General features: G+C 70.7%; 24 protein-coding genes and 1 pseudogene. 13 read left to right on the top strand and 12 right to left on the bottom strand.

Annotated elements, in window-relative coordinates:
- Nucleotides 1-49 precede the first annotated feature (49 nt).
- A complete protein-coding gene (locus tag ACH4S9_RS01270; protein ID WP_385350408.1) occupies nt 50-937 on the top strand; it encodes a type II CAAX prenyl endopeptidase Rce1 family protein in 888 nt (295 codons plus the stop codon).
- Nucleotides 938-958: 21 nt separating this feature from the next.
- Here the strand turns inward: ACH4S9_RS01270 and ACH4S9_RS01265 are convergent, their stop codons facing one another.
- Nucleotides 959-2,161: a helix-turn-helix transcriptional regulator gene (locus ACH4S9_RS01265; protein WP_385350412.1), complete on the bottom strand. Its 1,203-nt coding sequence runs from the start codon at nt 2,159-2,161 to the stop codon at nt 959-961.
- A 217-nt stretch (nt 2,162-2,378) separates the two neighbouring features.
- Here ACH4S9_RS01265 and ACH4S9_RS01260 point away from each other — a divergent pair, with 217 nt between their 5' ends.
- From ACH4S9_RS01260 to ACH4S9_RS01225, 8 genes are all read left to right on the top strand, one after another.
- Entirely contained in the window at nt 2,379-2,621 is a 243-nt protein-coding gene (locus ACH4S9_RS01260) for a hypothetical protein (protein ID WP_385350415.1), read from the top strand.
- Nucleotides 2,618-2,992, top strand: coding sequence for a hypothetical protein (locus ACH4S9_RS01255; RefSeq protein ID WP_385350418.1), 375 nt, complete (start codon nt 2,618-2,620; stop codon nt 2,990-2,992). Before ACH4S9_RS01260 ends, ACH4S9_RS01255 begins: the two co-directional genes overlap by 4 nt.
- A 216-nt stretch (nt 2,993-3,208) precedes the next feature.
- A complete protein-coding gene (locus ACH4S9_RS01250; RefSeq protein WP_358847426.1) occupies nt 3,209-3,358 on the top strand; it encodes a hypothetical protein in 150 nt (49 codons plus the stop codon).
- Nucleotides 3,359-3,411: 53 nt separating this feature from the next.
- Nucleotides 3,412-4,542: a methyltransferase domain-containing protein gene (locus ACH4S9_RS01245; protein WP_385350422.1), complete on the top strand. Its 1,131-nt coding sequence runs from the start codon at nt 3,412-3,414 to the stop codon at nt 4,540-4,542.
- Between the two features lie 31 nt (nt 4,543-4,573).
- Nucleotides 4,574-5,713, top strand: coding sequence for an ATP-grasp peptide maturase system methyltransferase (gene tgmC / locus ACH4S9_RS01240; protein ID WP_398369048.1), 1,140 nt, complete (start codon nt 4,574-4,576; stop codon nt 5,711-5,713).
- Nucleotides 5,714-5,777: 64 nt separating this feature from the next.
- A complete protein-coding gene (locus ACH4S9_RS01235; RefSeq protein WP_398369046.1) occupies nt 5,778-6,344 on the top strand; it encodes a hypothetical protein in 567 nt (188 codons plus the stop codon).
- 51 nt (nt 6,345-6,395) lie between these two features.
- Entirely contained in the window at nt 6,396-6,920 is a 525-nt protein-coding gene (locus ACH4S9_RS01230) for a CGNR zinc finger domain-containing protein (RefSeq protein WP_398369044.1), read from the top strand.
- Nucleotides 6,921-6,959: 39 nt separating this feature from the next.
- Nucleotides 6,960-7,502 (top strand): hypothetical protein, encoded by a 543-nt coding sequence (locus tag ACH4S9_RS01225; RefSeq protein ID WP_385350434.1) that lies wholly within the window; start codon nt 6,960-6,962, stop codon nt 7,500-7,502.
- 11 nt (nt 7,503-7,513) lie between these two features.
- On the opposite strand, the gene ACH4S9_RS01220 is transcribed toward ACH4S9_RS01225, so the two are convergent.
- Both ACH4S9_RS01220 and ACH4S9_RS01215 read right to left on the bottom strand, forming a co-directional pair.
- Complete coding sequence (locus ACH4S9_RS01220; protein ID WP_385350437.1) at nt 7,514-7,771, bottom strand: hypothetical protein; 258 nt, start codon at nt 7,769-7,771, stop codon at nt 7,514-7,516.
- A gap of 57 nt (nt 7,772-7,828) precedes the next feature.
- Nucleotides 7,829-8,842, bottom strand: a complete 1,014-nt coding sequence (locus tag ACH4S9_RS01215) for a HEAT repeat domain-containing protein (RefSeq protein ID WP_361189237.1) — start codon at nt 8,840-8,842, stop codon at nt 7,829-7,831.
- A 226-nt stretch (nt 8,843-9,068) separates the two neighbouring features.
- Between ACH4S9_RS01215 and ACH4S9_RS01210 the strand changes: the two genes are divergently transcribed.
- Nucleotides 9,069-10,142: a glycoside hydrolase family 5 protein gene (locus tag ACH4S9_RS01210; RefSeq protein WP_385350443.1), complete on the top strand. Its 1,074-nt coding sequence runs from the start codon at nt 9,069-9,071 to the stop codon at nt 10,140-10,142.
- A gap of 79 nt (nt 10,143-10,221) precedes the next feature.
- Here the strand turns inward: ACH4S9_RS01210 and ACH4S9_RS01205 are convergent, their stop codons facing one another.
- Nucleotides 10,222-10,422 carry a hypothetical protein gene (locus tag ACH4S9_RS01205; RefSeq protein WP_398369041.1) on the bottom strand — a complete coding sequence of 67 codons (201 nt, stop codon included), beginning with the start codon at nt 10,420-10,422 and terminating at the stop codon, nt 10,222-10,224.
- 129 nt (nt 10,423-10,551) lie between these two features.
- Complete coding sequence (locus tag ACH4S9_RS01200) at nt 10,552-12,492, bottom strand: serine hydrolase domain-containing protein (protein WP_398369039.1); 1,941 nt, start codon at nt 12,490-12,492, stop codon at nt 10,552-10,554.
- A gap of 216 nt (nt 12,493-12,708) precedes the next feature.
- Between ACH4S9_RS01200 and ACH4S9_RS01195 the strand changes: the two genes are divergently transcribed.
- Together ACH4S9_RS01195 and ACH4S9_RS01190 are read left to right on the top strand one after the other, a co-directional pair.
- Nucleotides 12,709-14,025 (top strand): sensor histidine kinase, encoded by a 1,317-nt coding sequence (locus ACH4S9_RS01195; RefSeq protein ID WP_398369037.1) that lies wholly within the window; start codon nt 12,709-12,711, stop codon nt 14,023-14,025.
- Nucleotides 13,989-14,636 (top strand): response regulator transcription factor, encoded by a 648-nt coding sequence (locus ACH4S9_RS01190; protein ID WP_311730774.1) that lies wholly within the window; start codon nt 13,989-13,991, stop codon nt 14,634-14,636. Before ACH4S9_RS01195 ends, ACH4S9_RS01190 begins: the two co-directional genes overlap by 37 nt.
- Nucleotides 14,637-14,660: 24 nt before the next feature.
- Here the strand turns inward: ACH4S9_RS01190 and ACH4S9_RS01185 are convergent.
- Nucleotides 14,661-15,048, bottom strand: a pseudogene (locus tag ACH4S9_RS01185) (alpha/beta fold hydrolase); the annotation flags it as partial.
- Nucleotides 15,049-15,072: 24 nt separating this feature from the next.
- A complete protein-coding gene (locus tag ACH4S9_RS01180; protein ID WP_398369034.1) occupies nt 15,073-15,906 on the bottom strand; it encodes a 4'-phosphopantetheinyl transferase family protein in 834 nt (277 codons plus the stop codon).
- A gap of 181 nt (nt 15,907-16,087) precedes the next feature.
- Here ACH4S9_RS01180 and ACH4S9_RS01175 point away from each other — a divergent pair, with 181 nt between their 5' ends.
- On the top strand, nt 16,088-16,999 hold the full coding sequence (locus ACH4S9_RS01175) for an alpha/beta fold hydrolase (protein ID WP_358847414.1): 912 nt from the start codon (nt 16,088-16,090) through the stop codon (nt 16,997-16,999).
- 303 nt (nt 17,000-17,302) lie between these two features.
- On the opposite strand, the gene ACH4S9_RS01170 is transcribed toward ACH4S9_RS01175, so the two are convergent.
- The 5 genes from ACH4S9_RS01170 to ACH4S9_RS01150 all read right to left on the bottom strand — a co-directional run bounded on the left by ACH4S9_RS01170 (nt 17,303) and on the right by ACH4S9_RS01150 (nt 22,691).
- On the bottom strand, nt 17,303-19,063 hold the full coding sequence (locus ACH4S9_RS01170) for an acetyl/propionyl/methylcrotonyl-CoA carboxylase subunit alpha (RefSeq protein WP_398369032.1): 1,761 nt from the start codon (nt 19,061-19,063) through the stop codon (nt 17,303-17,305).
- Nucleotides 19,064-19,113: 50 nt separating this feature from the next.
- Entirely contained in the window at nt 19,114-20,043 is a 930-nt protein-coding gene (locus ACH4S9_RS01165; protein ID WP_361194111.1) for an alpha/beta fold hydrolase, read from the bottom strand.
- A gap of 119 nt (nt 20,044-20,162) precedes the next feature.
- Nucleotides 20,163-20,897: a 2-hydroxychromene-2-carboxylate isomerase gene (locus tag ACH4S9_RS01160; protein ID WP_398369029.1), complete on the bottom strand. Its 735-nt coding sequence runs from the start codon at nt 20,895-20,897 to the stop codon at nt 20,163-20,165.
- Between the two features lie 26 nt (nt 20,898-20,923).
- On the bottom strand, nt 20,924-21,658 hold the full coding sequence (fabG, locus tag ACH4S9_RS01155) for a 3-oxoacyl-[acyl-carrier-protein] reductase (protein ID WP_361194105.1): 735 nt from the start codon (nt 21,656-21,658) through the stop codon (nt 20,924-20,926).
- Nucleotides 21,659-21,689: 31 nt separating this feature from the next.
- Nucleotides 21,690-22,691 carry a 3-hydroxyacyl-ACP dehydratase FabZ family protein gene (locus ACH4S9_RS01150; RefSeq protein WP_398369027.1) on the bottom strand — a complete coding sequence of 334 codons (1,002 nt, stop codon included), beginning with the start codon at nt 22,689-22,691 and terminating at the stop codon, nt 21,690-21,692.
- Nucleotide 22,692: the final 1 nt, after the last annotated feature.

The raw sequence follows: 22,692 nt of genomic DNA, 5'->3' as shown, positions 1-22,692 counted from the left end.
ACTGGCAGCAGCACGGCGAACCGATCACCAGCTCAGCCAGGACGGACGAATGACGCGGCAGCACCCGGGTGGGAGAACCGCCCCTTCCCGATCCAGCGCCCTGGCCAGGGCCCTCGCCGGCGGCCTGGTCATGGCCGCCGCGCTGGGCGTCGGTACGGCCGCGGGCTCGGCCGCCGCGGAGCGGGCCGGGCTCACCGGGACGGCGGCCCGGCTGGTCCCGGCCGCCATGGTCAGCGCGCTGGCCCTCGTCCCCGTAACTCTCGCAGTACGGCGGCGCGGCGCATCGCTCAAGGCCCTGGGCCTCGGCGGTGCCGGGGCCGGGCTGCGGGCGTTTCTCACCGGCGTGGGTGTGACGGCGGCCTCGGCGGTGCCCGTCCTCGGCGCCGGGACGGCCGGGGGCTTGCTGCGCTGGTCGCGCCCGGACCCGTTGCCGCTCGTCGGCTTCCTGATATCCAACGCGGTGGTCGCGCTTCTGCTCGAAGCCCTGCCCGAAGAGACCACGCTGCGCGGCTACGCCTGGACCTCCCTGCGCGAACGGTTCGGCGGCACCGCCTCGGCACTCGGCACGACTGCCGTCTTCATGCTCGTGCCGGGCGCGTCGACCGTGGCGTACGCGGCGACCGCGCGCCTGACCGGCGCCGAGCCCGCCCCCGTCGGCATCGTGCCACCGGGACAGGACGCGGCCTCGTATCTGGTCCTGCTCCCCATCTTCGGGCTGACCCTCGTCGCGGCCCGGACCGCGGTCGGCCGGGCCCCGCTCTGGGCCGCCATCGGCACGCACCTGACCTTCCTCACCGTCAACCGCGTCGCGCTGGAGGGCGACCGGCGCGACGCGGGCTGGTCGGCGAGCCAGACGAGCCCCGACGCGGTGCTGCTCGTGCCCGCGTATCTGCTCGTCGCGGCGGTCTTGTTCCTGCTGTGCCGACGCGTGAGGTGATCGCCCCGTCCACTGACCTGGTCAAAGCAGCTTCTCGTACGCTTCGCGCAGATCTGGCGCTTCCGGCAGCTTCTTTGCCTCGACCGCCTTGACGACCTCCAACGCCCGCCAGTGATTGGAGGGCACGACGCGCCCGCTCATCATTGCCTTCTGCGCGGCATCGCACGCCTCATCGAGACGGTTTCCCGTCAGCAGAACCAGCGCCAAGTCAATGTTGGCCGAGGCCACTCGGCGCGGCCATGTGGTGACATCGCCCGACGGGTGCAACCGGGAGATCACTTCACGCGCGAAACCTTCCGCGGCGGAATCACCCAGCCAAGCGAGCGTTGTCGCCGTATAAGCCAGAGATTTCGCGGGATCGTACTGGTAGTGATGCTCCATGGGTCGCTCCTGGAATCCGAGAGCGTCGGACATCTGCTGCACCCGCTCGATTGCCGAGTATGTCTCCTTCCCGTTTCCAAGCCTCGCATGAGCACGCCCTTCCTGGGCGGTTGCCTGAATCAGGGCGGAAGTTCCAGCGGGTGCCACACTCTGCGCAATTCTCGATAGCTCGGCGGCGCGTGCGTAATCCCCGTCCGTCAGGACGCGCCACGCCTCCGTTTCGTAACACCATGCCTCGATCTCCGCGTGCTCCGCTTCCCGCGCGAGGGCCACGGCTGTTTGAAGGCGGGCCGTGGCCGAGTGCTCCTGCTTCAGGTCGATATGAAGCGTCGCGGCGAGTAGAGACAGCCAGCCGCCGACAACCAGCAGCCTTCGATGCTCGGAGAGCGTCTTCCTCCCGCCCAACAGCACCGCGACGTAGGCAGAGTGGCGCCTCACGCGGTGCAGTAGATCTTGCGGAGGAGTGACCGGATAGGCCGTGGCCAGATCCTCAAACGCGCCCTCGAGTCTCCTGAGGGTCGGCGCGCCTACGTCACTCGCCTCCACCCGCCGCGCCAGTTCCCATGCGTCCTGCTCATCGTCGTCGGCGAGAACATGACGGACGATCCACGGTTGGCTGGCGGCAAGCACAGGGGAATCCGGCGTAAGAAGTCCATCGAGATCGCTGGCCGTGATCTTCAGAAGCTTGGCTATTTTCGGGCGTTGATGCGGCTGCGGATCAGCCTCCCCACGCTCCCAGCGGTAAACCGTGGTCCGGTCCACTCTCATGGCTTCCGCAAAGGACTCCTGCGTGTATCCGCAAGCCTTTCGTCGCTCTGCGAAGCTGCGCCGCTTACCTGCCATGCCGGTACTCCGTCCGGACGCCGTCTCCCCTGGTCAGAGTACCCCTTGCAGCCAACGCGCAGCGGAGATGCAGAACTTTCGCAGTGGTGCGGACTTGTCTCGCCCGGTTGAGTGTCCGGACAACCAAGACCCCGGCACCGCTTGCGACGGCCCGGGGCGCGGCCGATCTGACTGGAGCAGACCGACAATGCAATTCGTATCACGATCACTCGGACGGGTGAAAAAGGCCCTGTTCGGCCCCCGCACCCCCGCCCCCGAACAACACCCGATTCCCGTCCAGCCACCGTCGCGCAGCGCCGAACCCGACCCCATGCCGCACCCCATGTCGTACGCGGAACAGATCCGCTTCGGGCTGCCCCGTATTCCGATCGGGTGGACCATCCCCCTCATGCACGGCACCGACCCGGCGCCCCCATACGTCCCGCACTTCGCACCCGAACGGGCGGGAACCACCTGGTGACGGACCCAGAAGACCCCGCCGGCGACGCCGAGAAAGCCGCCCGCGAGCTCCAATCCGCGTTAGACCTCGCCGGTGTCGAGGCGCTGAGCATCGGCTGGTCGGCCACGGACGGAACGTCACCCCTGAGCCTCGTGCACATGATCGGCGTCCGCCCGCAAGCGGCCCAGACTCTCGCGTACGTCGTCAGACGAGGCATCCGCAGCAGAAACTCCCAAGGCGCAGTCCTCGGACAGACGACGGCCGAAGACCTCAGGGCAGCGCTCGACCCGCTGTGGTTCCGACCGTGCCGCTGCGAGGAACGCACCGGGGTCCCCTGCCCGGAGAAACGGCAGCGCCAGCGCCGCCGAGGGTCGACGACGCCCGACCCGTGACCGAGTCCATGCCCACGTGGACGGCTGCCGACGGCCACCGGCGGTACTGCGGCTATTGCGCGGGCCGGGGCGACGTCAACTGTCCGGACTGCGGCGGATTCGCGGGATGCGTGACGTGCGAGGGCACGACCAAAGTCGCGTGCATGGTGTGCTCATCCGGGCAGCGGCCCAAGTGGGTCCCGTGACGCGTCATCCAACCGTTTGAAGGAGAGAGCGATGAGGTTGCAGATCACCACGGCCGCTGACGGCGGCAACGGAGACAAGCTACCGGGACAGCCCTACCCCGGCCCGCACCAGCCGCCGTCACCAGACGGTGGCCCCGGTGTGCCCAACCCGCCCAAGACCGCTGAGACCGTCGCCCAGTGACCCCAACCCCACACCAGGACCGCCCCAGCCGCACAGAGCTGGGGCGCGTCCTCATGTCCGCCGGTATCCTCACTCCGGACTGGGCACCCGCGTTCCAGGCCGTACCGCGATCCGCGTTTCTGTCCGGCCTGATGTGGCCGTTCGACATGGCCACCGCCCGGAGCGTTGCCGTCAGCAGAGCGGACGATCCGGACGGATGGCTGAGGTACGCCGATTCGGACGCGCCCATCGTCACGCAATGGGATGACGGAGAGCACTCGGGCACGGATCCGGGCCAGGTTTCCACCAGTTCCGCCTCCATGCCGAGCGTCGTCTTCTCCATGCTCCGCGACCTGGACGTACGAGCCGGTCACAAGGTGTTGGAGATCGGTACCGGCACCGGGTGGAACGCCGCGCTGCTGGCGCACCGGCTCGGCGCGGAGAACGTCGTCACCGTGGAAGTGGACGAATCCGTTGCGACAACAGCCCGAGTGACTCTTGAGCGCTTCGGCACACCCGTGCGCGTGGTGCACGGGGACGGCTCGAAAGGCTGCCCGGGGGCGGCACCGTACGACCGGATCATTGCCACCTGCGGACTCCGGTCGATCCCGTTCGCATGGGTGCGGCAGAGCAGGCCGCACGGGGTCATCGTCGCCCCTTGGGGCACGCATTACGGCAATGGAAACGCAGTAGCCCGACTGGTCGTCGCCGAGGATGGGCACAGCGCGTCAGGCGCGTTCACGGGACCAGTGGAGTTCATGAAGCTCCGGGCGCAACGCCTGCCGCCCGTGGTGCACACCGAGTACGTCCCGGGCAGCGTGGCCGACGGCGACGAGTCGTCTACCACGATCACGGAAGCCCATTTCCTGACCGGGCAGTTCAGCCCACAGCGCTTCGCGCTGAGCCTCCTCGTCCCCCACTGCCGACACCTCGTCGCCGACAAGGACGCCGGGGCGCGCCCGATGTGGTTCTACGGGCTCACCGACCGCTCTTGGGCGTGCGTGCAGTTCCGCGACGGAGCGACGGCACGCGTGTGGCAGTCGGGCCCGCGTCGACTCTGGGACGAGGCGGAAGCAGCCCACCAATGGTGGGAGCAGCAGGACCGACCCGGCTTCGACCGCTTCGGGCTGACCGTGAACGGCGAGGGCGAGCACGCCTGGTTGGACTCGCCGGACAACCCGGTGCTCGTCCGCCCAGTCATGTAGCCGCCCACCCAGGAGCATTCAGGACGCCCCCATGCCCGCTGACGCAACCCGACTCCGCCACGCCCTCGCCGACCAGATCAGCGAAAGCGGCCGCATGACGGACCCCGCATGGCGGGCGGCCATCGAGGCCGTCCCCCGGGAGCTCTTCCTGGGGACGGAGCTCTACCGGCCCAAAGGCGCCGCGTGGGAACCCGTCAACCTCGCCGAGCTCGGCGAGGAGGAGTGGCTACGCCTGGCCTACTCCGACACCACATGGGTCACCCAGGTGGACGGCATCGACCCAGCCGACACCCCCGGGCCGGTGGTCGGCAGGCCCACGTCTTCCGCCACCCTGCCGTCTCTGGTGGTACGGACACTCGAAGTGGCGGGGATCCGGGAGGGGGACAAGGTGCTCGAGATCGGCACGGGCACCGGCTACTCGACCGCGATCCTCTGCCACCGCCTGGGCGATGCGAACGTCACGTCGATCGAGTACGACCCTCACCTGTCCAAAAGGGCCGCCGATCGCCTCCGCTCGATCGGCTACTCCCCCACCCTGGTCACCGGCGACGGTCTCCAAGGACACAGCGAGGGCGCCGAGTACGACGCCATCGTGGCAACCTGCGCCGTCCGGCACATCCCCCGTCCCTGGCTGTGGCAAGTCCGCGACGGCGGGAGCATCACCACCACCCTCAGCGGATGGATGATCGCCTCCGGCCTCATCCGTCTCACCCTCGACGACAGCGGCACGGCGACCGGCCGCTTCACCGGGGACACGATCTCGTACATGTTGGCCCGCCCCCACGAGCGTCCGCCCCGGCCCGTGTTCCACCGCCTCCCTGGTCAGCCCCGCCCGAGCCGTATCGATCCTGGGCTTCTCCAGGACTGGACGGGACACTTCATCGCCCAGTTGGCCGCGCCCTCAGCAGAGTTCTGGACCTCCGGGGAGAACGACGCGGTCCTCGCCGACGTGGCCACCGGATCCCAGGCGTGGACGGAAGTTGGCCAAGACGGTTGGACCGTCCACCAGCATGGCCCGCTGCGCCTCTGGGACCAGGTCGAAGTGGCCCTGAGGACATGGCAGAAGGCCGGATCGCCCGGCCAGTCCGCTTTGGGGATGACTGTCACCGACGAGACACAGACCGTCTGGCTCGAAGTCCCGAACGGGCCGAGTTGGGAACTGCCCGCCTGAACACACGGCCCGGCCACGAACGGTCCCGCCCATGACCGCCGAGAGGTGCGGTAGACACATCTCCGTGGACCAGGGAATAGCGGCATTGCTCGGGGCTTCGATCGGCGTAACAGGCACCGTCCTCGCGTCGGCGATCACTGGTTGGTCAACGCGTCAGCAGGTGCGAGCCCAGGCCAGGGCCGAGCACGCTCACTGGCGCAGGCAGGTGCGCCGTGATGCCTACAGCGCCTTTCTTGCCCCAGCCAGTGAGTCACAGAACGCGCTGAAGATCGCCGGGCGCGCGTTCGTAGGCGAAAGAGATACAGAAGAAATCGATCGCAGACTGCAACAGGCTGTTGGCCAGCTGGCACTGGCACGGGCCGCCTGGGCCAACCTGGCGGTCGAAGGGCCGGAGGCCGTGGAACAGGCAGCTCGAAGTGTCTACACAACGCTTCGGTCCACAGAGACGACCCTTCTCGCATTGCGTGACTCCCCGGAGAACACCACGGACGGCAACGCCCGCTTCCTGGAGCGCCATGCGGTCGAGGTGGGTCGGCTGTCGGAGCGCTTGAGCGAGTTCACCGCGGCGGCGCGAGCCGCGTTGGACGACGTTGAGGGGCTGGATGTTCTGACAGCCGACAGAAGGCGTTGACTCGGTGTTCGTCAGGGGCGCCAGTACAGTGCGGACTGCTGTAATGACCTGATGCACCTCAACCCTTACGGCGAGGACGCCGTGAACCTGGCCGCGGATCTTGCCAACCGGCGCCCGGCGAGCGCCGAGGAGCTCGCGGACCGCTGCCGCGCGGCCGGGCTGGCGCTGGAACGCCCGGTCGTACCAGAGGACTTGGACCGTGCGCTGGCGGCACTGGACGCGTGGGAGGAAGCCGTCGACGCCGACGACGAGCGTACGCGCGCCGAGCTGGTCAACCGGATGCTGGCGGCGGCCGCCGCCTACCCGCGGCTGACCGACCACGGCGGCGACGGCTGGCACCTGCACTATCGCGACGACCAGCAGCCGCTGGGCTCCCTGCTGTTCTCGCTGATCTCCGTGGGCACAGCACTCCACCTGGCGGGACGCGGCATGCACCGGCTCCGGCGGTGCGCCGTGACCGAGTGCACCACGATCTTCGCCGACACTTCCCGCACGGGACGGCAGCGCTACTGCTCCCAGCGGTGTGCCAACCGCGACGCGGTACGCCGACACCGCGCGCGGGCGGTACGGGGGTGAGAGGACCTCGCTGTCGGACCCTCATGTCATCCTCGGACGGTGACCAATGCGGAGACAGCTCAGGAACGGCGCGACAACGACAGGCTCACCCCCGCCGAGTGGGACGACCTGATCGGCGAGTGGGACGAGATCCGGCACGGCTACTACCTCGGCGATGCGCCGAGCACGGTGCTGAAGTGCGCGAGGAATCTCGAGGCGAGCGTGGCGGCCGGCACACCGATGCCGGACACGGCGCTGTGGACGCTCGGGCTGGTGCTGACAGGCCCGTACGTGATCTATGCCCGCCCGGACGCGGCGGCCGAGGCCCGGGTGATGGAGGCGATGGGCGCGGTCGAGCGGGCTCTCGGGCAGACGTCCTGTGCGCATGAGGCGCATCCCTGTGACGACGCGCCGCTCGATGAGGAACTGGACAACCTCCGCTACGTCCTGGAGATGCTGGCCCATCCCGAGCAGGACGCCGACCATGAGGCGGCCCTGGCCGACGAAGAGGGGGCTCAGTCCTGGTTCGAGGCCCGGATGACGCGGGAGATATGGGCCTGCCCGACCAATCTGGCCGGGTTCGCCCGCGCCTTTCCCGGCTGAGGCCGGGCGCCTCACGGCCGCAGCTCGTGTGAGCCTCGGCCCTTCTCGTCCGTGGCCAGGGCGGCGAGCGCCGCGTCGAACGCGGGCGGGCCGATCGGCCACAGCGCCTCCTTCACCATCTCTCGCGAGGAAGGCACCGCTGTGGGCAGCGCCGCGAGCAGCGCCGGCACCGAGGTCTCGCCCCGCTCGGCCAGGCGGCCGACGAGGCGCTCTCGGCTCTCCTTGTCGCGGGCCTGCCCGAGCTCCGCCATGAGTTGCTCTTGATCCATACGGGTGACTCTAACCACGGCCACTCGCCCGCCCCGGTCGCCGCTCCTACGCGGGTGTCAGACGGGCAGGGCGCCCTTGAAGCGGGAGTTGGGCACCTCGGGGTGGGTGGTGGCGAGCCAGCCGTGGCCGTGGGTGTCCTCCGCGGACATGGGGCCGGTTTCGACGGAGAGGTTGTCGGCCGCCGTGCTCGCCCAGATCACGCCTTCGGCCCATTCCTTGTCGCCGCCCTCCTCCTTGGCGTTTTCGATGTAGCTGATCTCGAAGGGCAGTGGCTCTCCCATGAACTCCGGGTCAGCGTAGGTGCCGTAGCTCCGCACTCCTCGGCCATCAAAGGCGACGTACCAGTTCTCGGCGGAGTGGTAAGGGTCGATGCAGTAGAAGTGGGCCTCCCCGCAGCGCTCGCTGAGCTGGTCGGCCAGTGTGAAGCCGTCGAGTTCATCCAGGAATGCGTTCCCCCACACCAGGCGCCATTTCTTGTGCGGTCCGGACACGTAGCGCCAGCTGTCGAACTCCGGGGTGATGAAGACCCGGTAGGCCCTCTGCTGCTCACCCTGGGCATCCTGGAAATCCATGGAGTCGTCGGCCCGGGTGGTGGCGTCCACGCCCAGCGCGGTGGTGACCGGCCGAAGGTCGTGCAGACCAAGGACGGCTACGGCGTCGTCGAACCGGTCCGCCGGAAAGGCCAGCCAGCGGCCGCCGTCCAAGGGGAGGCTCACCGGGAGTTCGTCGAGGAGCTTGATCCGCATGAGGCGTTCCACGGCACTCCGGTCGGTCTCGTCGAGCGCCTCCGCGCCGCCCAGGTCGACCAGCGTCTCCAGGGCCTTGCCGCGCAGCCGCCCCGGCCCCTGACGCCGGATCTCCCGAAGGCGCGGCAGCGCCTGGTCGCCCAACCGCTTCAAGACGGACTCGGCGCTGAATCTCGGGCTGCCCCGTCGCGTGTCGCGGACGTACGGCAGGAGCCGGTCGACGCTCCGCGCTCCGAGCGCGACCAGACCGTCCTCCGCGGCCCTCCGAACGGTGCGGTCGCTGTCGGAGAGATCCCGTATGAGGGCGTCAATGGCGTCTGACATGGGACACAGCTTAGGCGTGGACGTCGGCCGGGAGCATCGTCGGCAGCAGCCCATGACCACGGGCCGTCACGTGCATGAAACCTTGACGACCGCTGTGCCGGGTGTCACGATTCGGGCGCCGCCATGTTTGCGCAAACATCGCACGGCCGACATCCCGCCGGCCACTCAGCCGCGCAGCTCCGCCATGCGCTGAGTCGGCCTCTCCCGCAAGCCGAAAGAGCAAGCGATGCGCACATCCCCCGCCAGCCCCGCCAGCCCCTCCAGAGCCCGCTTCACCCCCCGGCTGCGCGCCGCCTTCGTCGCGATCCTGGTCGCCGCCGCCGGCGGCACCACCCTCGCCGGCAGCCCCGCCTCCGCCGCGCCCAGCGGCGACACCACCCAGTTCCGGGGCGTGAACTGGGCCGACCCGCGCGACAACTTCGCCGACGACCCGGTCGTGCTGTCCGGCCTGTCGACGTCCGACAGCTACGACCAGACGTACGCCAAGGCGAGCCGGATCATCTCGGGGTTCCGCGCGAACCTCGGCGCCAACACCGTCCGGCTGCCCATCAACCCGTACACCGTCAACGGCGCGTACTGGAAGTCGTACCGCGGGGTCATCGACGCGGCCTCGGACAAGGGCTTCAAGGTCATCCTGTCCTACTGGGAGGGCACGGGCCCCCGCAAGGACGGCTTCATCGACGACCCCGCCACCTTCTGGCCCATGTGGAACACCGTGGTCGACGCGTACAAGGACAACAAGCGCGTCTACTTCGAGCCGATGAACGAGCCCCACGGCTACACCGACACCGAGTGGGCCGACATCGCCGCGAAGTGGCTGTCCACCTACCCCTCGGTGCCGCGCAACCAGGTGATCGTCAGCGGCGCCGGTTACAACGACCACGTGACCTCGGTCTGCGCCGACCCGCGCCTGGACGGCACCTATCTGTCGCTGCACCACTACGGGTTCTGGAAGAACTACGCCACGTATGACGAGTGGGTGGCCGACCTCAAGGTGCGCATCGGGGACTGCGCCAACCGGACCATCGCCGACGAGTTCGGCGCCCCGATGACCACCGGCCTGAACTACAACAAGCCGGCTCCGTCCAACAACTACATCAACTACGTCCAGGCCGTCACGGACACCTTCCGCGAGCTCAAGATGGGGTCCGTCTACTGGCCCGGCCTGCGCACCGACGACACCTACACGCTCCAGACCCTGACCGGCGACCCCGCCCGGCCCTCGCTGGCCACCACCAACCAGTCCGGCGCCGATCGGCTCGCCTGGGGCTGGGGACGCGGCAAGCCCGTCCGGCCCTGACAAGGTCTTCGGCGCGGACGGCGGTACCGGCCCCCCGCCGGTACCGCCGTCCGCGTCAAGCGTCCGAAAGGACGCTGCCTCAGCAGCAGTACACGTCGCCTGCCACTTTGGCTGCCGTGCCGGGCAGCCCGGTGAGCCAGGCGCCCTCCAGCTGACCGGCCGCCGTTCCGGTCTGCGAGGCAGCTGCCGTCGACGACGAGGCGGCGGCGGGAACGACCGCTGCGCTCAGGACCAGGACGCTTCCCGCGACAGTCGCGGCGATCTTTGCTGTGATGCTCATGGATGTGTCCCCCCTTATCAAGGGCTGTTCGGGGCTTCGGCATCCAGGGTGCCGAGAGCGTCCGCACCCGGCCTTGTCAGTCCGCGCAGGGGTGTTGTCGATTCGCGCACCCTTTTGACGCGACGGGCTTCAGCCCAGCAGGTGGTAGTTGCCCGCGACCGTCAGGAAGAGCACCGCGGCCAGCGCCACCGCGCTGTAGTGGATCCGGGCCGCCCAGCCCCACCAGCGGCGCCACCAGGCGATGACCGCGCACACCAGCACGGCCGCCGTGGTGGCCAGCGCCGCCTTCGCCAGGACCGGGACCAGCGTCAGCATGGGCGAGTCGCCGAGGAAGACCGTCTGGTTGAGGGCGTTGGGGTCGGCGACCAGGAGGGCGAAGCAGACGGTGGCGACGGCGAGGAGGGCGCCGGTGGTCCAGGCGAGCAGGCGGGCCAGCCGGGCGCCGGCGGGGGCGGGGGGGGCGGCGGAGCCGCGGCGGCGGGCGATGAGGGCGGCGATGGGCCAGGCGGCGACGGACAGCAGCAGGACGCCCAGGGAGCCGATGAGCAGCTGCTGGTGCAGGACCGGGGATTCGTACCAGGGCACCCGCTCGTAGCCCACGGTCGGGTCGGAGGCGAGGAAGAGCTTGCCGTCCTTGAAGGCGAGCCGCTCCTGGCCGCCCTTCTCCTGGAACAGCCCGTCGCCGATGCGCACCCAGTGCTGCTCGGTGACGTCCGGGTCGCGGCTGAGCGGGCCGGTGGTGGTGAGGGTGGAGTCCGGTCCGGCGGTGACCCGTACGGAGCTGGTGAGCGCGGCGGCGCGGGTGAGGTCGGAGTGGCTGGTGCGGGTGGAGCGGTAGAAGCCGGTGAACCTGCCGGTCTCGCCCATGCGGGCGGCGGCCGCGCGGCGCGGGGTGCCGAAGGTGTGGTCGGCCACGCGATTGACGAGTTCCTGGCCGGCCCAGGAGGCGCGGCCGTCCTCGCCGTCGCCGTTGTACGCGACGTAGACGCCGGTGTCCCGGTCGGGGAGCAGCGCGAGGTTGTCGTGGAAGCCGGGGATGTCGCCGTCCTTGACGAGCATGCGGATTCCGTCCCGACCACGCTCCTCCAGGATGTAGCCGATGCCGGGCAGCCTGGGGTCGTTGGCGAACTGGCGGCGCTGCATGGCCCGGGTCAGGGTCTCGCCGAGCACCCGGTGGCCGTCCAGCGCGCCGCCCGCGAGCTGGGCGAGCATCAGCCGCCCCATGTCGGTGGCGGTGGTGACGGCCGCGGCGCCGGTGGGGGTCCAGGCGCCGTACTGGCCCTCGGCGCGCACCTGCCGCTTGCCGTCGGGGCGGTAGCCCTCGGCGCGCGCGGTGGCGATCGCGGCGGGGTGCGGCTGGGCGAAGGAGGTGCGGGTCATCCCGAGGGGCCGCAGGATGTGGCGTTCGACGTACGCGGCGAAGGGCTCGCCCGAGGCCAGCTCGACCAGGTATCCGGCCAGCGCCACACCGTAGTTGTCGTAGCTGGACACCTCGCCCGGCGGGCGCACCCGGGGCGGCTGGTGTTCGGCCAGGCTGTCGCCGAGCCGCTCGGCGTCCTCGGGGCGGGCGGTGGCGCGGCCGATGATGCTGTTGTCGAAGCCGGCGGTGTGCGTCAGCAGGTCGCGGACGGTGACCGGGCGCCCCGGATAGCTGTCCTTGATGGTGAAGCCGGCCTTGTGGCGGGTGAGATACCGGTTGACGTCGGCCTTCAGATCCAGCCTCCCCCGCTCGACCTGCTGGAGCACGGCCATCGCGGTGAACACCTTGGCGTCCGAGCCCATGAAGAAACCCGTACGGCCGGCGTCCACCCGGGTGCCGCGGTCGATGTCCGCCACGCCGTACCCCTTGGCCAGCACCTGCCGTCCGCCGGAGACCACGACCACCGCGGCGCCCGGGATCCGGTACTCGTCGAGCTGCCTCTGGACGATGCCGTCGACCAGGGCCTCCAGGCTGCGCGGCCGCTGCGGGGAGCCGGGCGCGGCGGTGGCCGAGGCGGCCGTCACCAGCACGGTCATGAGGACGGCGAGCAGCAGGGACACCGCCGCGGTAACGCTGCGTCGAGTACTCATTTGCCGGCTCCTTCGCTCACAGAGGGCTCTCGCGTCGTATGACCACAAGTCAACTCAGCGCGCGGCGGCGCGCCGAGGGCCCTGTGTGGCGTCTTGTGGGGGACCTGACTACACCCCCCGAAACGCCACCGGAGTCCAGTGCTCCCAAGGGGTCGCCACGGGCAGACTGAAGGGCACACAGCGGCGGAAGGGCCGCCCCGAGGAGGGGGTTAGGACATGAGCATCGTGAGCGATGAGAGGACCGGCGGACGCCGGATCGGCGACGACGGCCCCTGGCCCGTCCGTGGAGTGCGCGCCATGGGCCGCGGCCTGGTACTGGCCGCCCTCGCCCCCTGGGAAGTGGTGCTCTTCTGTCTGATGGTGACCGCGATCTCCCTGCTGGGGATCGGCCTCGGGGTGTTCCTGGTGCCCGCCCTGGCGGTGGCCCTGCGGGGGACCACGGCGATCACCCGGCGGCTGGCCGGGCAGTGGTCGGGGGTCGGGATCGAGGACCCGTACCGGCCGCGGCCGGCCGCCGAGCCGGGCTTCAAGGGATTGGTACAGCGCAACCAGTGGATCCTCACCGACCCGGCGACCTGGCGGGACCTGGCCTGGACCCTGGTGAACCCGGTGGTCGGGCTGGCGATCGCGATCCTGCCGCTGGCGCTGGTCGGCTACGGCGTCTTCGGCCTGATCATGCCCCTGATCTGGGAGGACATCGCCGACGCGGGCGGCAACAACTGGTACGCGATGGTCAAGGTGACCGGTGACGGCTCCGCCCTGATGGCCGCCGCCCTCGGCATCCCCATCGCGCTGGGCGGCCTGGCCGCGGGCCCGCACCTGCTCCGGGTGCACGCCCAGTTCGCCAAGTCGCTGCTGGCCCCCACCGAGATGTCCCGCCAGGTGCGCCACCTCACCGAGACCCGCAGCGACGCCGTCAACACCTCGGCCGCCGAGCTGCGCCGCATCGAGCGCGATCTGCACGACGGCGCGCAGGCCCGGCTGGTCGCGATGGGCATGAACCTGGGCGTGGCCGAGCGGCTGCTGGCCAAGGACCCGGAGGCGGCCCGCGCCATCCTCGCCGACACCCGTCAGGCCTCCGCCACCGCCCTCAACGAGCTGCGCGACCTGGTCCGCGGCATCCACCCACCGGTGCTCGCCGACCGCGGCCTGGCCGACGCGGTCCGCGCCCTGGGCATGGACAGCCCCCTGGAGGTCGAGGTCAACGCCGAGCTGCCCGGCCGCCCCGAGGCCCCGGTCGAGTCCGCCATGTACTTCGCGATCTCCGAGGCCCTCACCAACGCGGCCAAGCACGGCGAGGCCCAGCGGGTCACGGTCGACCTGTGGTACGAGACGGGCCGGCTGCGCGCCCAGGTCAACGACGACGGCGTGGGCGGCGCGGACCCCTCCCGTGGCACGGGACTGCGCGGAATGGAGCGCAGGCTTGCTACTTTCGACGGTGTTCTTGCCGTGACCAGCCCCCAGGGCGGTCCGACGACACTGACCATGGAGCTGCCGTGCGTGTTGTCCTCGCCGAAGACCTCTTCCTCCTGAGGGACGGGTTGGTCAGGCTTCTGGAGGCTTACGACTTCGAGATCGTCGCCGCTGTGGACACCGGCCCCGACCTCCTTCAGGCCCTCGTCGAGAAACGTCCGGACGTGGCAGTCGTCGATGTACGACTCCCCCCGACGTTCACCGACGAGGGCCTTCAGGCTGCTTTGGAGGCCCGCCGGCAGATCCCCGGCCTCCCGGTCCTGGTCCTCTCCCAGTACGTGGAGCAGCTGTACGCCAAGGAGTTGCTGGCCGACGGCACCGGCGGCATCGGCTATCTGCTCAAGGACCGCGTGTTCGACCCGGACGAGTTCGTGGACGCGGTCCGCCGGGTGGCCGCCGGGGGCACCGCCATGGACCCCGAGGTCATCGCCCGGCTGTTCTCCAGCACCGCCTCCTCCGCCGCGGATCCGCTGGCCCGGCTGACCGCCCGGGAGCGCGAAGTCCTCGGCATCATGGCCGAGGGCCGCTCCAACGCCGCGATCGCCGAGCGGCTGGTCATCACCGAACGGGCCGTCATCAAGCACACCTCCAACATCTTCGCCAAGCTGGACCTGCCGGTCTCGGACGACGACAACCGGCGGGTCCTGGCCGTTCTGGCGTATGTGAAGTGACGGCTCGCGGGCCCGGACACCCTGCTACCCCGACGAGCCGTCCAGCACGAACTCACGCATCAGCTCGGCCAGTCGCTCCGGCTGGTCCTCGGGGATGAGGGTGTAGCTGTCGGCGATCTCCACATGGCGGGCGTGGGGCAGCAGCTCCGCCAGCCGGCGGCCGTGCTCGGGCGGCATGACCTTGTCCTCGGCCGCCCAGGCCACCAGCGCCGGGCGGTCGAAGCAGCGCAGCGCCTCGGCCCAGCGCAGCAGTTCGGCCCTGGGCGGCACCCCGAGGACGTACGTGCGCAGGTCGCGGCGGATCTCGGGGGAGGTCCACAGCGGCCGGAACCAGCCGTCCATCACCTCCGGCAATACCTGGCTCCAATGCCCATTGACTTGTGGTGAGTTTGAGACGGCGACACGCCGGGCGTCACGGCGTGTCGCGGTCTCAAACTCACCACAAACGCAATGCGCCGACCACCGGGCGCACGGCCGGCGTGTCGTCGGCGCGGAGCGCGACCGCGGCGGCGTAGCCGGGCGGGGCGGGTACGTCGGCGAGGGTCCAGCCGGGCGGGGTGGTGGAGCCGGGCGGGGCGAGATGGTCGGCGAGGCCGACGTGGTGGGCGCGGAGGCCGCCGGGCAGGCCGGTGCCGATGCCCTTGAGGTAGGCCTCCTTGCGCACCCAGCAGCTGAGGAACGCCTCTTCGTGCAGCGACTCGGGCAGCGCCTCGATGGCCGCGCGCTCGTCGGGGTGGAGCTGCCGGATGAGGCCGGTCAGCACCGTGCCGGTGCGCCGCGCGTTCCGGGCCTCGATGTCGGCGCCGACGGCCGCGTCGGCGAAGGCGTACAGCGCGGCGTCCTCGGCGTGGGACAGGGAGAACGAGAGCCGGGGCTCGCCCGCCACGGCGGGGCGGCCGTGCGGCTTGTCGCAGTCCGGCATGCCGCACTTCTCGCGGATCAGCTCGACTTCGGCGGGGGCGATGCCGAGATACGCGCCGAGGAGCGTCCGCAGGCCCACGTGGGAGGCGACATAGCGCTCCCGCAGGGTGTCGTCGCGGAATCTCGCGGCCCGCTCGCGCTCCCGGTCGTCCAGCATTCCGGCGCGCTCGGCGGCGGCAGCGGCGGACGGCGGGATGCGCAGCAGCCATACGGCCACCTCGGCGCCGGAGGGGCGGTCCGCGGGGCGGGGCAGCGCGCGGTCCGGGCCCCAGGCCGACTCGCCCGCCCTGTCGCCCGCCGTGTCTCCTGCGGTGTCGACGGCGGGATCCGCCGGGCCGGTGTACGACACGATTCCCTGTCTCCCCCCGCAGCGCTGAGCCTGACTCAACATCCTTGCCCCGGGTAGGCGTTGCGGCACGGGCGACACCCGGTGACTTAGGACACGTTCCCCTACCGGCGGGTACGATCACCTGGCGGCACCACTACGATCAAGCACAGTCCGTGCACTTTCCGTAATGGGGGTTTGCGACATGGCGACGGGATTCTGGGCGAAGGCGGCCTCCGCGCTCGCGCTCCCGGTGGCTCCGCTGTACGGCGCCTTCCTCTCGTATTTCATCTATCACCCACCCCGCAGGCCGTATCACAAGAAGCCCGCGGACGTGGGGCTGTCCACCACCGATGTCACCGTGCCACTGGACGGCGTGCGGCGCGGGCTGCATGTGTGGCTGTGCCCGGGCGACCCGGACCGGGTGGTGGTGCTCGGGCACGGCCTGGGGCTGAGCAAGTCCGCGAGCCTGGCGCAGGCCCGGATGCTCAACGAGGCGGGCTATACGGTCGCGATGTTCGACCACCGCAACCACGGCAAGAGCGGCGCGGACCGGGCCTGCTGGGGCATGAGCGACCGGCACACCGACGATGTGGAGGCGGTGGTCAGGCATCTGCGCGGGACGGCGGAGCACGCCTCGGCGCGCATCGCGGTCTACGGCTTCTCCATCTCCACCTTCCCCTCCTTCTACATGCTCAGGAGGGACGGGGAGAGCCCGGTGGACGCGATGGTCTTCGACAGCGGCCCGGCGCTGGAACTGCGGTCGCTGTTCGCCAACTTCGTCGCGTCCGGCGGGCTGCCCGTCCCCGGCCCAATGCGGAAGGGGCCGTCCCGGAAGGCCCTGGAGAAGGTGGCTTCCACGGCGGCCGTGGCGATGCTGCGGGTGCAGTGGCCGCCCGCGGCCAAGGGCGCGTACGAGCGCACGCCGATGCTCTTCCTGACCGGCGAGAGCGACACGATGATCCCGGCGGCGGGGGTACGGGCGCTGGCCGAGCGGTATCCGCTGGCGGAGGTGCACACCCTGCCGGACACCGAGCATCTCCAGGGCGTCAAAACCCACCCGGAGCTCTACGCGGAGACGGTCCTGGGGTTCCTGGAGCGCACGATGAAGAAGTGATGCCCGTTTCGGGCACGCCCACCGCCGGATCAACGGCGACTCGGGCGTGGGAAATTGGTCTCCCCCGCCCCCGTTACGCGGGGGAGACCAAGTTCACCGGTGATTCCACCAGTGCGGAATCACCGGCTCCATGGTCTGTCACGTGGACTTCGCGTCCCAGACCCATGGCACGAAGATGCCATATGGATTAACGGGCCCCCGTATCCGGCGCGGCCGGTGAGACGGGGGCCCGTTGGGCTGGGCGCGGCCGCACTCGGGCGTCGGCGGGCCCGGGGTGTCAGTCCTTGGTCTCAGCCCTTGGTCTCAGTCCTTGATTTCGCAGATGACGGCGCCGGCGGTGAGGGCGGCGCCGACCTCGGCGGCCAGGCCCTTCACGGTGCCCGCGCGGTGGGCGTTGAGGGGCTGTTCCATCTTCATCGCCTCCAGGACCACGACCAGATCGCCCTCGGCGACCTGGTCCCCCTCGGCGACGGCGACCTTGACGATGGTGCCCTGCATCGGCGACGCCAGCGCATCACCCGAGGCGGACGATCCGGACTTCTTCACGGGCTTGCGCTTGGGCTTCTTCGCCCCGCCCGCGTCCCCGGCGGCAGGCGCGGCGGCCACGGACAGGAACGCCGGGAGGGAGACCTCCAGCCGCTTGCCCCCGACCTCGACCACCACCGTCTCCCGCGCCACCGACTCTTCTGTCTCGTCGCTGGTGGTGGGGGTGTAGGGGGTGATGGTGTTGGTGAACTCGGTTTCGATCCACCGGGTGTGGATGGTGAAGGGGTCGGCGGTGAAGGCGGGGTCGGTGACCACGGCGCGGTGGAACGGGATCGCCGTGGCCATTCCCTCGACCTGGAACTCCGCGAGCGCGCGGGCGGCGCGCTGGAGGGCCTGGGTGCGGGTGGCGCCGGTGACGATCAGCTTGGCCAGGAGGGAGTCCCACGCCGGGCCGATCACACTGCCCGACTCCACACCGGCGTCCAGACGGACGCCGGGGCCGGTGGGCGGGGCGAAGGTGGTGACGGTGCCGGGGGCGGGCAGGAAGTTGCGGCCCGGGTCCTCGCCGTTGATGCGGAACTCGAAGGAGTGGCCGCGCACGGGCGGGTCGTCGTAGCCGATCGGCTCCCCGTCCGCGATCCGGAACATCTCCCGCACCAGGTCGATCCCGGTGACCTCCTCCGTGACCGGGTGCTCGACCTGGAGGCGGGTGTTGACCTCCAGGAAGGAGACCGTGCCATCGGTCCCTACGAGGAATTCGACGGTGCCCGCACCGACGTACCCGGCCTCCTTGAGGATGGCCTTCGACGCGCGGTAGAGCTCGGCGTTCTGCTCCGGCGTGAGGAACGGGGCGGGGGCTTCTTCGACGAGTTTTTGGTGGCGTCGTTGGAGGGAGCAGTCGCGGGTGGAGACGACGACGACGTTGCCGTGGGTGTCGGCGAGGCACTGGGTTTCGACGTGGCGGGGCTTGTCGAGGTAGCGCTCGACGAAGCATTCGCCGCGGCCGAAGGCGGCGACGGCCTCGCGGACTGCGGAGTCGTAGAGTTCGGGGACCTCGTCCAGGGTGCGGGCGACTTTCAGGCCGCGTCCGCCGCCGCCGAAGGCGGCTTTGATGGCGATGGGGAGGCCGTGTTCGCGGGCGAAGGCGAGGACTTCGTCGGCGCCGGAGACGGGGTCGGGGGTGCCGGCGACCAGGGGGGCTCCGGCGCGCTGGGCGATGTGGCGGGCGGCGACCTTGTCGCCCAGGTCGCGGATCGCTGCGGGCGGGGGGCCGATCCAGGTCAGGCCGGCGTCGAGGACGGCCTGGGCGAACTCGGCGTTCTCGGAGAGGAAGCCGTAGCCGGGGTGGATGGCGTCCGCGCCGGACTCGGCGGCGGCGGCCAGGACCTTGGCCTGGTCGAGATAGCTGGCGGCGGGGGTGTCACCGCCCAGCGCGTACGCTTCGTCGGCCGCGCGCACATGTACCGCGTCCCGGTCCGGATCGGCGTAGACCGCAACACTCGCGATCCCCGCGTCCCGACAGGCACGGGCAACCCGGACCGCGATTTCGCCACGATTGGCGATGAGCACCTTCTGCATGCTCTCTCATCCCTCTGTCAGAAGAACCGTCCGTCAGGGACGGTCGGTGGCTACCCCAGGGCCCGCTTGAGGAAATCCAGTACGACCTTCGCGTATGCCTCGGGATTGGTCTCCAGCCCGAGCAGATGCTCGGCCTTGGGCAGGACATGCGTCTCGGCCTGGGCATAACGCTCGGCGAGCGCGTCCACCGAGGAGGGCGGCACGATGGCGTCCCGCTCTCCCGACATGAACAGCAGCGGTATCTCGGCGAACTTCCCCGTCGCGGGCGGCGGCCACTGCGCCCGCACCAGGGCGGGAGCCAGCGAGCACAGCACCCCCGTCACCACCGACAGGGACGGCTCCCCGCTCAGCAGCCGCGGCACGGGCAGCATCCCGGCCTCCAGGTACTTGCGCAGCAGCGGCGGTACGTCATGGCCGGGGCCGCTGTCGCACACCAGCGCGTCCACGGAGAAGCCCTCGTGCGTCAGCGCCCACATGGACGAGAAGCAGGAGAAGGAGAAGCCGTAGACGGCTATTCGGGCCCGGCCGTAGCCCTGCCCGCCGCGCAGATGGGAGACGACGGCCGTGACATCGCTGGCGAACCGGTCGCCGAGGCCGAGCAGCGCCCGGTCGACGCTGCTGGCCCCGTGGTTGCGGTGGTCGAACAGGCAGACGGTGTAGCCCGCGTCGTGCAGGAACTTGGCGTGCCCGAGGCTGCGCGTCTTGCTCATCCCCATGCTGTGCCCGAGGACCACGACCTTCTGCCCGGACCCGGGGCACAGCCAGGCGTGGACGTACTTCCGGCCGGTGAAGGGGATCTTCAGCTCCGTGACGGGCAGGCCATAGTCGCTCGGATGCCCGTGCTGTGCCCGGCGGCGCGGGTGGAAGGCCCGATAGGCGAGCGAGGCCCCGTACAGCGGGGCCAGCGGCAGCGCCGCGGCCGACACGACGCGGGACTTCAGCGCGGGATTCCGTACCGGCGTCTGCCGTGGCTCGGACATCAGCGTCCTCCGTGCGGGGATGGGGGGTCCGTCGGGAATCAGAGCGGTCTCGTCTCGGTCGTCTCGGGCGGGTCGGGCGGGTCGAACAGGAGTGGAACAGGTCGGGCTGCGGCTCGGGGTCAGCCGCAGCCCCCGGCATGGCCCTGGTCGCCGGAGCGGGCCGCGGCAGGGGGCACCGCCCAGCGGTGGCCGGCGGAGTCCGCGCCGGGCTCGGGCGGGCGGGCGCGGACGGACTCGACGAAGGCGGGCAGCCGGTCCACCCCCCAGAACTTGTCGTAGCCGTGGAGGAAGAACGGCACGCCGAACGCCCCGTCCCGGCCCAGCGCGAGCAGCGCCGCGAGCCCCGGCCCCTCGCGCAGCTGCCGGTCCTCGGCCGCCCGCGCCAGCCGGTCGGCCGGCAGCCCCAGCTCCTCGGCGATGCCCGCGACCGTCGCCGGGTCGCAGATGTCGCGGCCTTCCTGCCAGCGCGCCCGGTAGACGAGCTCGATGTACCGGGGGCCGAGCCCGGCCTCCAGAGCCGGGAAGTACGCGAGGTGCGGCACCTCCCACACCGGGTCCTCGTCCAACGGCCAGGTGACGTCGAGGCCGCGGGCGCGGGCGAGCCGCCGTACGTCCTGGAGGATGTAGAGGTGCTTCTCGCGGGACATCGGGGTGTACGGGAACGTCTCGCCGTGCTCGTTCATCAGGCGCTCGCCGTCCGCGTCCGGCTCCCACCAAGGGTGCCACTGCACCGCTTGTGCGACATCCGGATAGCGGTCCATCAGATCACGGTAGGCGATCCAGCTGTACGGACTGCGGAAATTGAAATAGAAGCGCGGCGCCTTGCTCTTGCGGCGTTCGCGGACCATCGCCATCCCCCCTCCCTCTCCTTCCGGACGGCTCAGATGACGATGCCGCCGTCGACCTCGAAGACCGCGCCCGTCACGTACTCCGCCCCGATCAGGTACGCCACCATGTCGGCGACCTCCTCCGGGCGGCCGAAGCGGCCGAGCGGGATGCTCTTGCGCGCCTCCTTCTGCGTACTTTCCGACAGCGAGGAGGTCATATCCGTATCGATGAAGCCCGGCGCCACCACATTGGCCCGGATGCCGTAGCGGCCGACCTCTTTGGCGAGCGACTTGGTGAATCCGATGATCCCCGCCTTGGACGCCGCGTAGTTGCTCTGGGTGGCGTTGCCGTGGACCCCGGCCACCGAGGAGATGTTGACGATGCAGCCGGACTTGCGCTTCATCATCTCGAAGACCACCGAGCGGCACACGTGGTACGTGCCGTCCAGGTTGACGCCGAGCACCGCCCGCCACTCCTCGTCCTTCATCAGCAGCAGCGGATTGTCCTGCGTGATGCCCGCCGAGGTCACCGCCACATCGATGGCGCCGAGCCGCTCCTGGGCGAAGGCCACCAGCTCGCGCACCGAGTCGGCGTCGGAGACGTCCGCCTGTTTGCCGATCACCCGCCCGCCGCCCAGCTCCTCGGCCTCCTTCTCCAGCGTGCGGGCCGCGTCCGGGCTGGACCGGTAGCAGAACGCGACGTCGAAGCCGTCCCGGGCCAGCCTCAGCACGGTGGCGCGGCCGATGCCGCGCGAGCCGCCGGAGACCAGCGCGACACGCTTGGTCATGGGCTCGGTCCCGTTCGTGTGGGGCATCCGGTCACTCACCTCCCTTGGGGGCCGCGTCCGTCAGGTCCGCGGCGGGGCGCATCGTCATCACCAGCCGGCCGACCGTCAGGGCGGTCTCGTCCCCGACCCGGCTCTCGCCCTCGAACATGAAGGTCTCGCCGATCTGGCGGGTCAGCCGTACGCGGTGCTCGACGAGGTCGCCGGGGACGGCGGGGCGCAGCGGCGTGGCGTCGGTGATGCCGCCGAGCAGCATGACCTGGCCGCTGAGCACATCCGGATTGGGCCTGTCGTGGGCGACCAGCACCCCGGCGACATGGCACCAGGACTCGATCAGGGCCGTCCACGGGTAGTGGTAGTCCGCCTCGGCGGCGTCGGCGGCCTTGTCGGGGATTCCCTCGTACCAGGGCTCGTTGCAGGTCACCGCCTTCAGGCCGGTGGCGCGCTCGCCGGGCACCAGCTCGGTGACCCGGTCGATCAGCAGCATGGGGTAGCGGTGCGGCAGCACCCGCCTGATCTCACCGGCCGTGATCACCGTACGGTGCGGCGCCGGATCCCCGGCTAAGGAGGCGGCGCCGTCGGCCTGCGGGGCCTCCCGCTGCGCGCAGCGCCCGCCGTCGCGGGCGTAGCGCAGCCGGACGAGCGCGACGGGCCCCCGCCCGGTGGCCACGGCCACCCGGCAGCGCCAGGCCCCGGCGTCCCGCGCCCCGGTGTCCCGGGACCCGGTGTCCCGTGCCCAGGTGATGTCGCAGCTCAGCCGGTCGCCGGGGAACACCGGGCTGGTGAACCGGGACGACTCGACGGCCAGCAGGGTCCAGCGCTCGCCCGGCTCGGGCAGCGTGGCCAGCGCGCCGCGGTGGGCGTACTCGACGACGCACACCCCGGGGAAGACGGGGAATCCGGGGAAGTGCCCGGCGAACACCCGCTCCGCCGGGTCGATGAGGACCGTGGTCCGGGCCGGGCGGCCGCCCGGGGCCCCGGGGTCGACGACCTCCACCGTGCCGTCGACCGGTCCGCATGTTCTTGTGGTCGGCACC

It is taken from the genome of Streptomyces sp. NPDC021225, from assembly GCF_044332865.1.
Classification (GTDB): domain Bacteria; phylum Actinomycetota; class Actinomycetes; order Streptomycetales; family Streptomycetaceae; genus Streptomyces.
The sequence above is the reverse complement of the archived record's forward strand: the minus strand, read 5'-3'. Positions and strand labels throughout refer to the sequence as shown.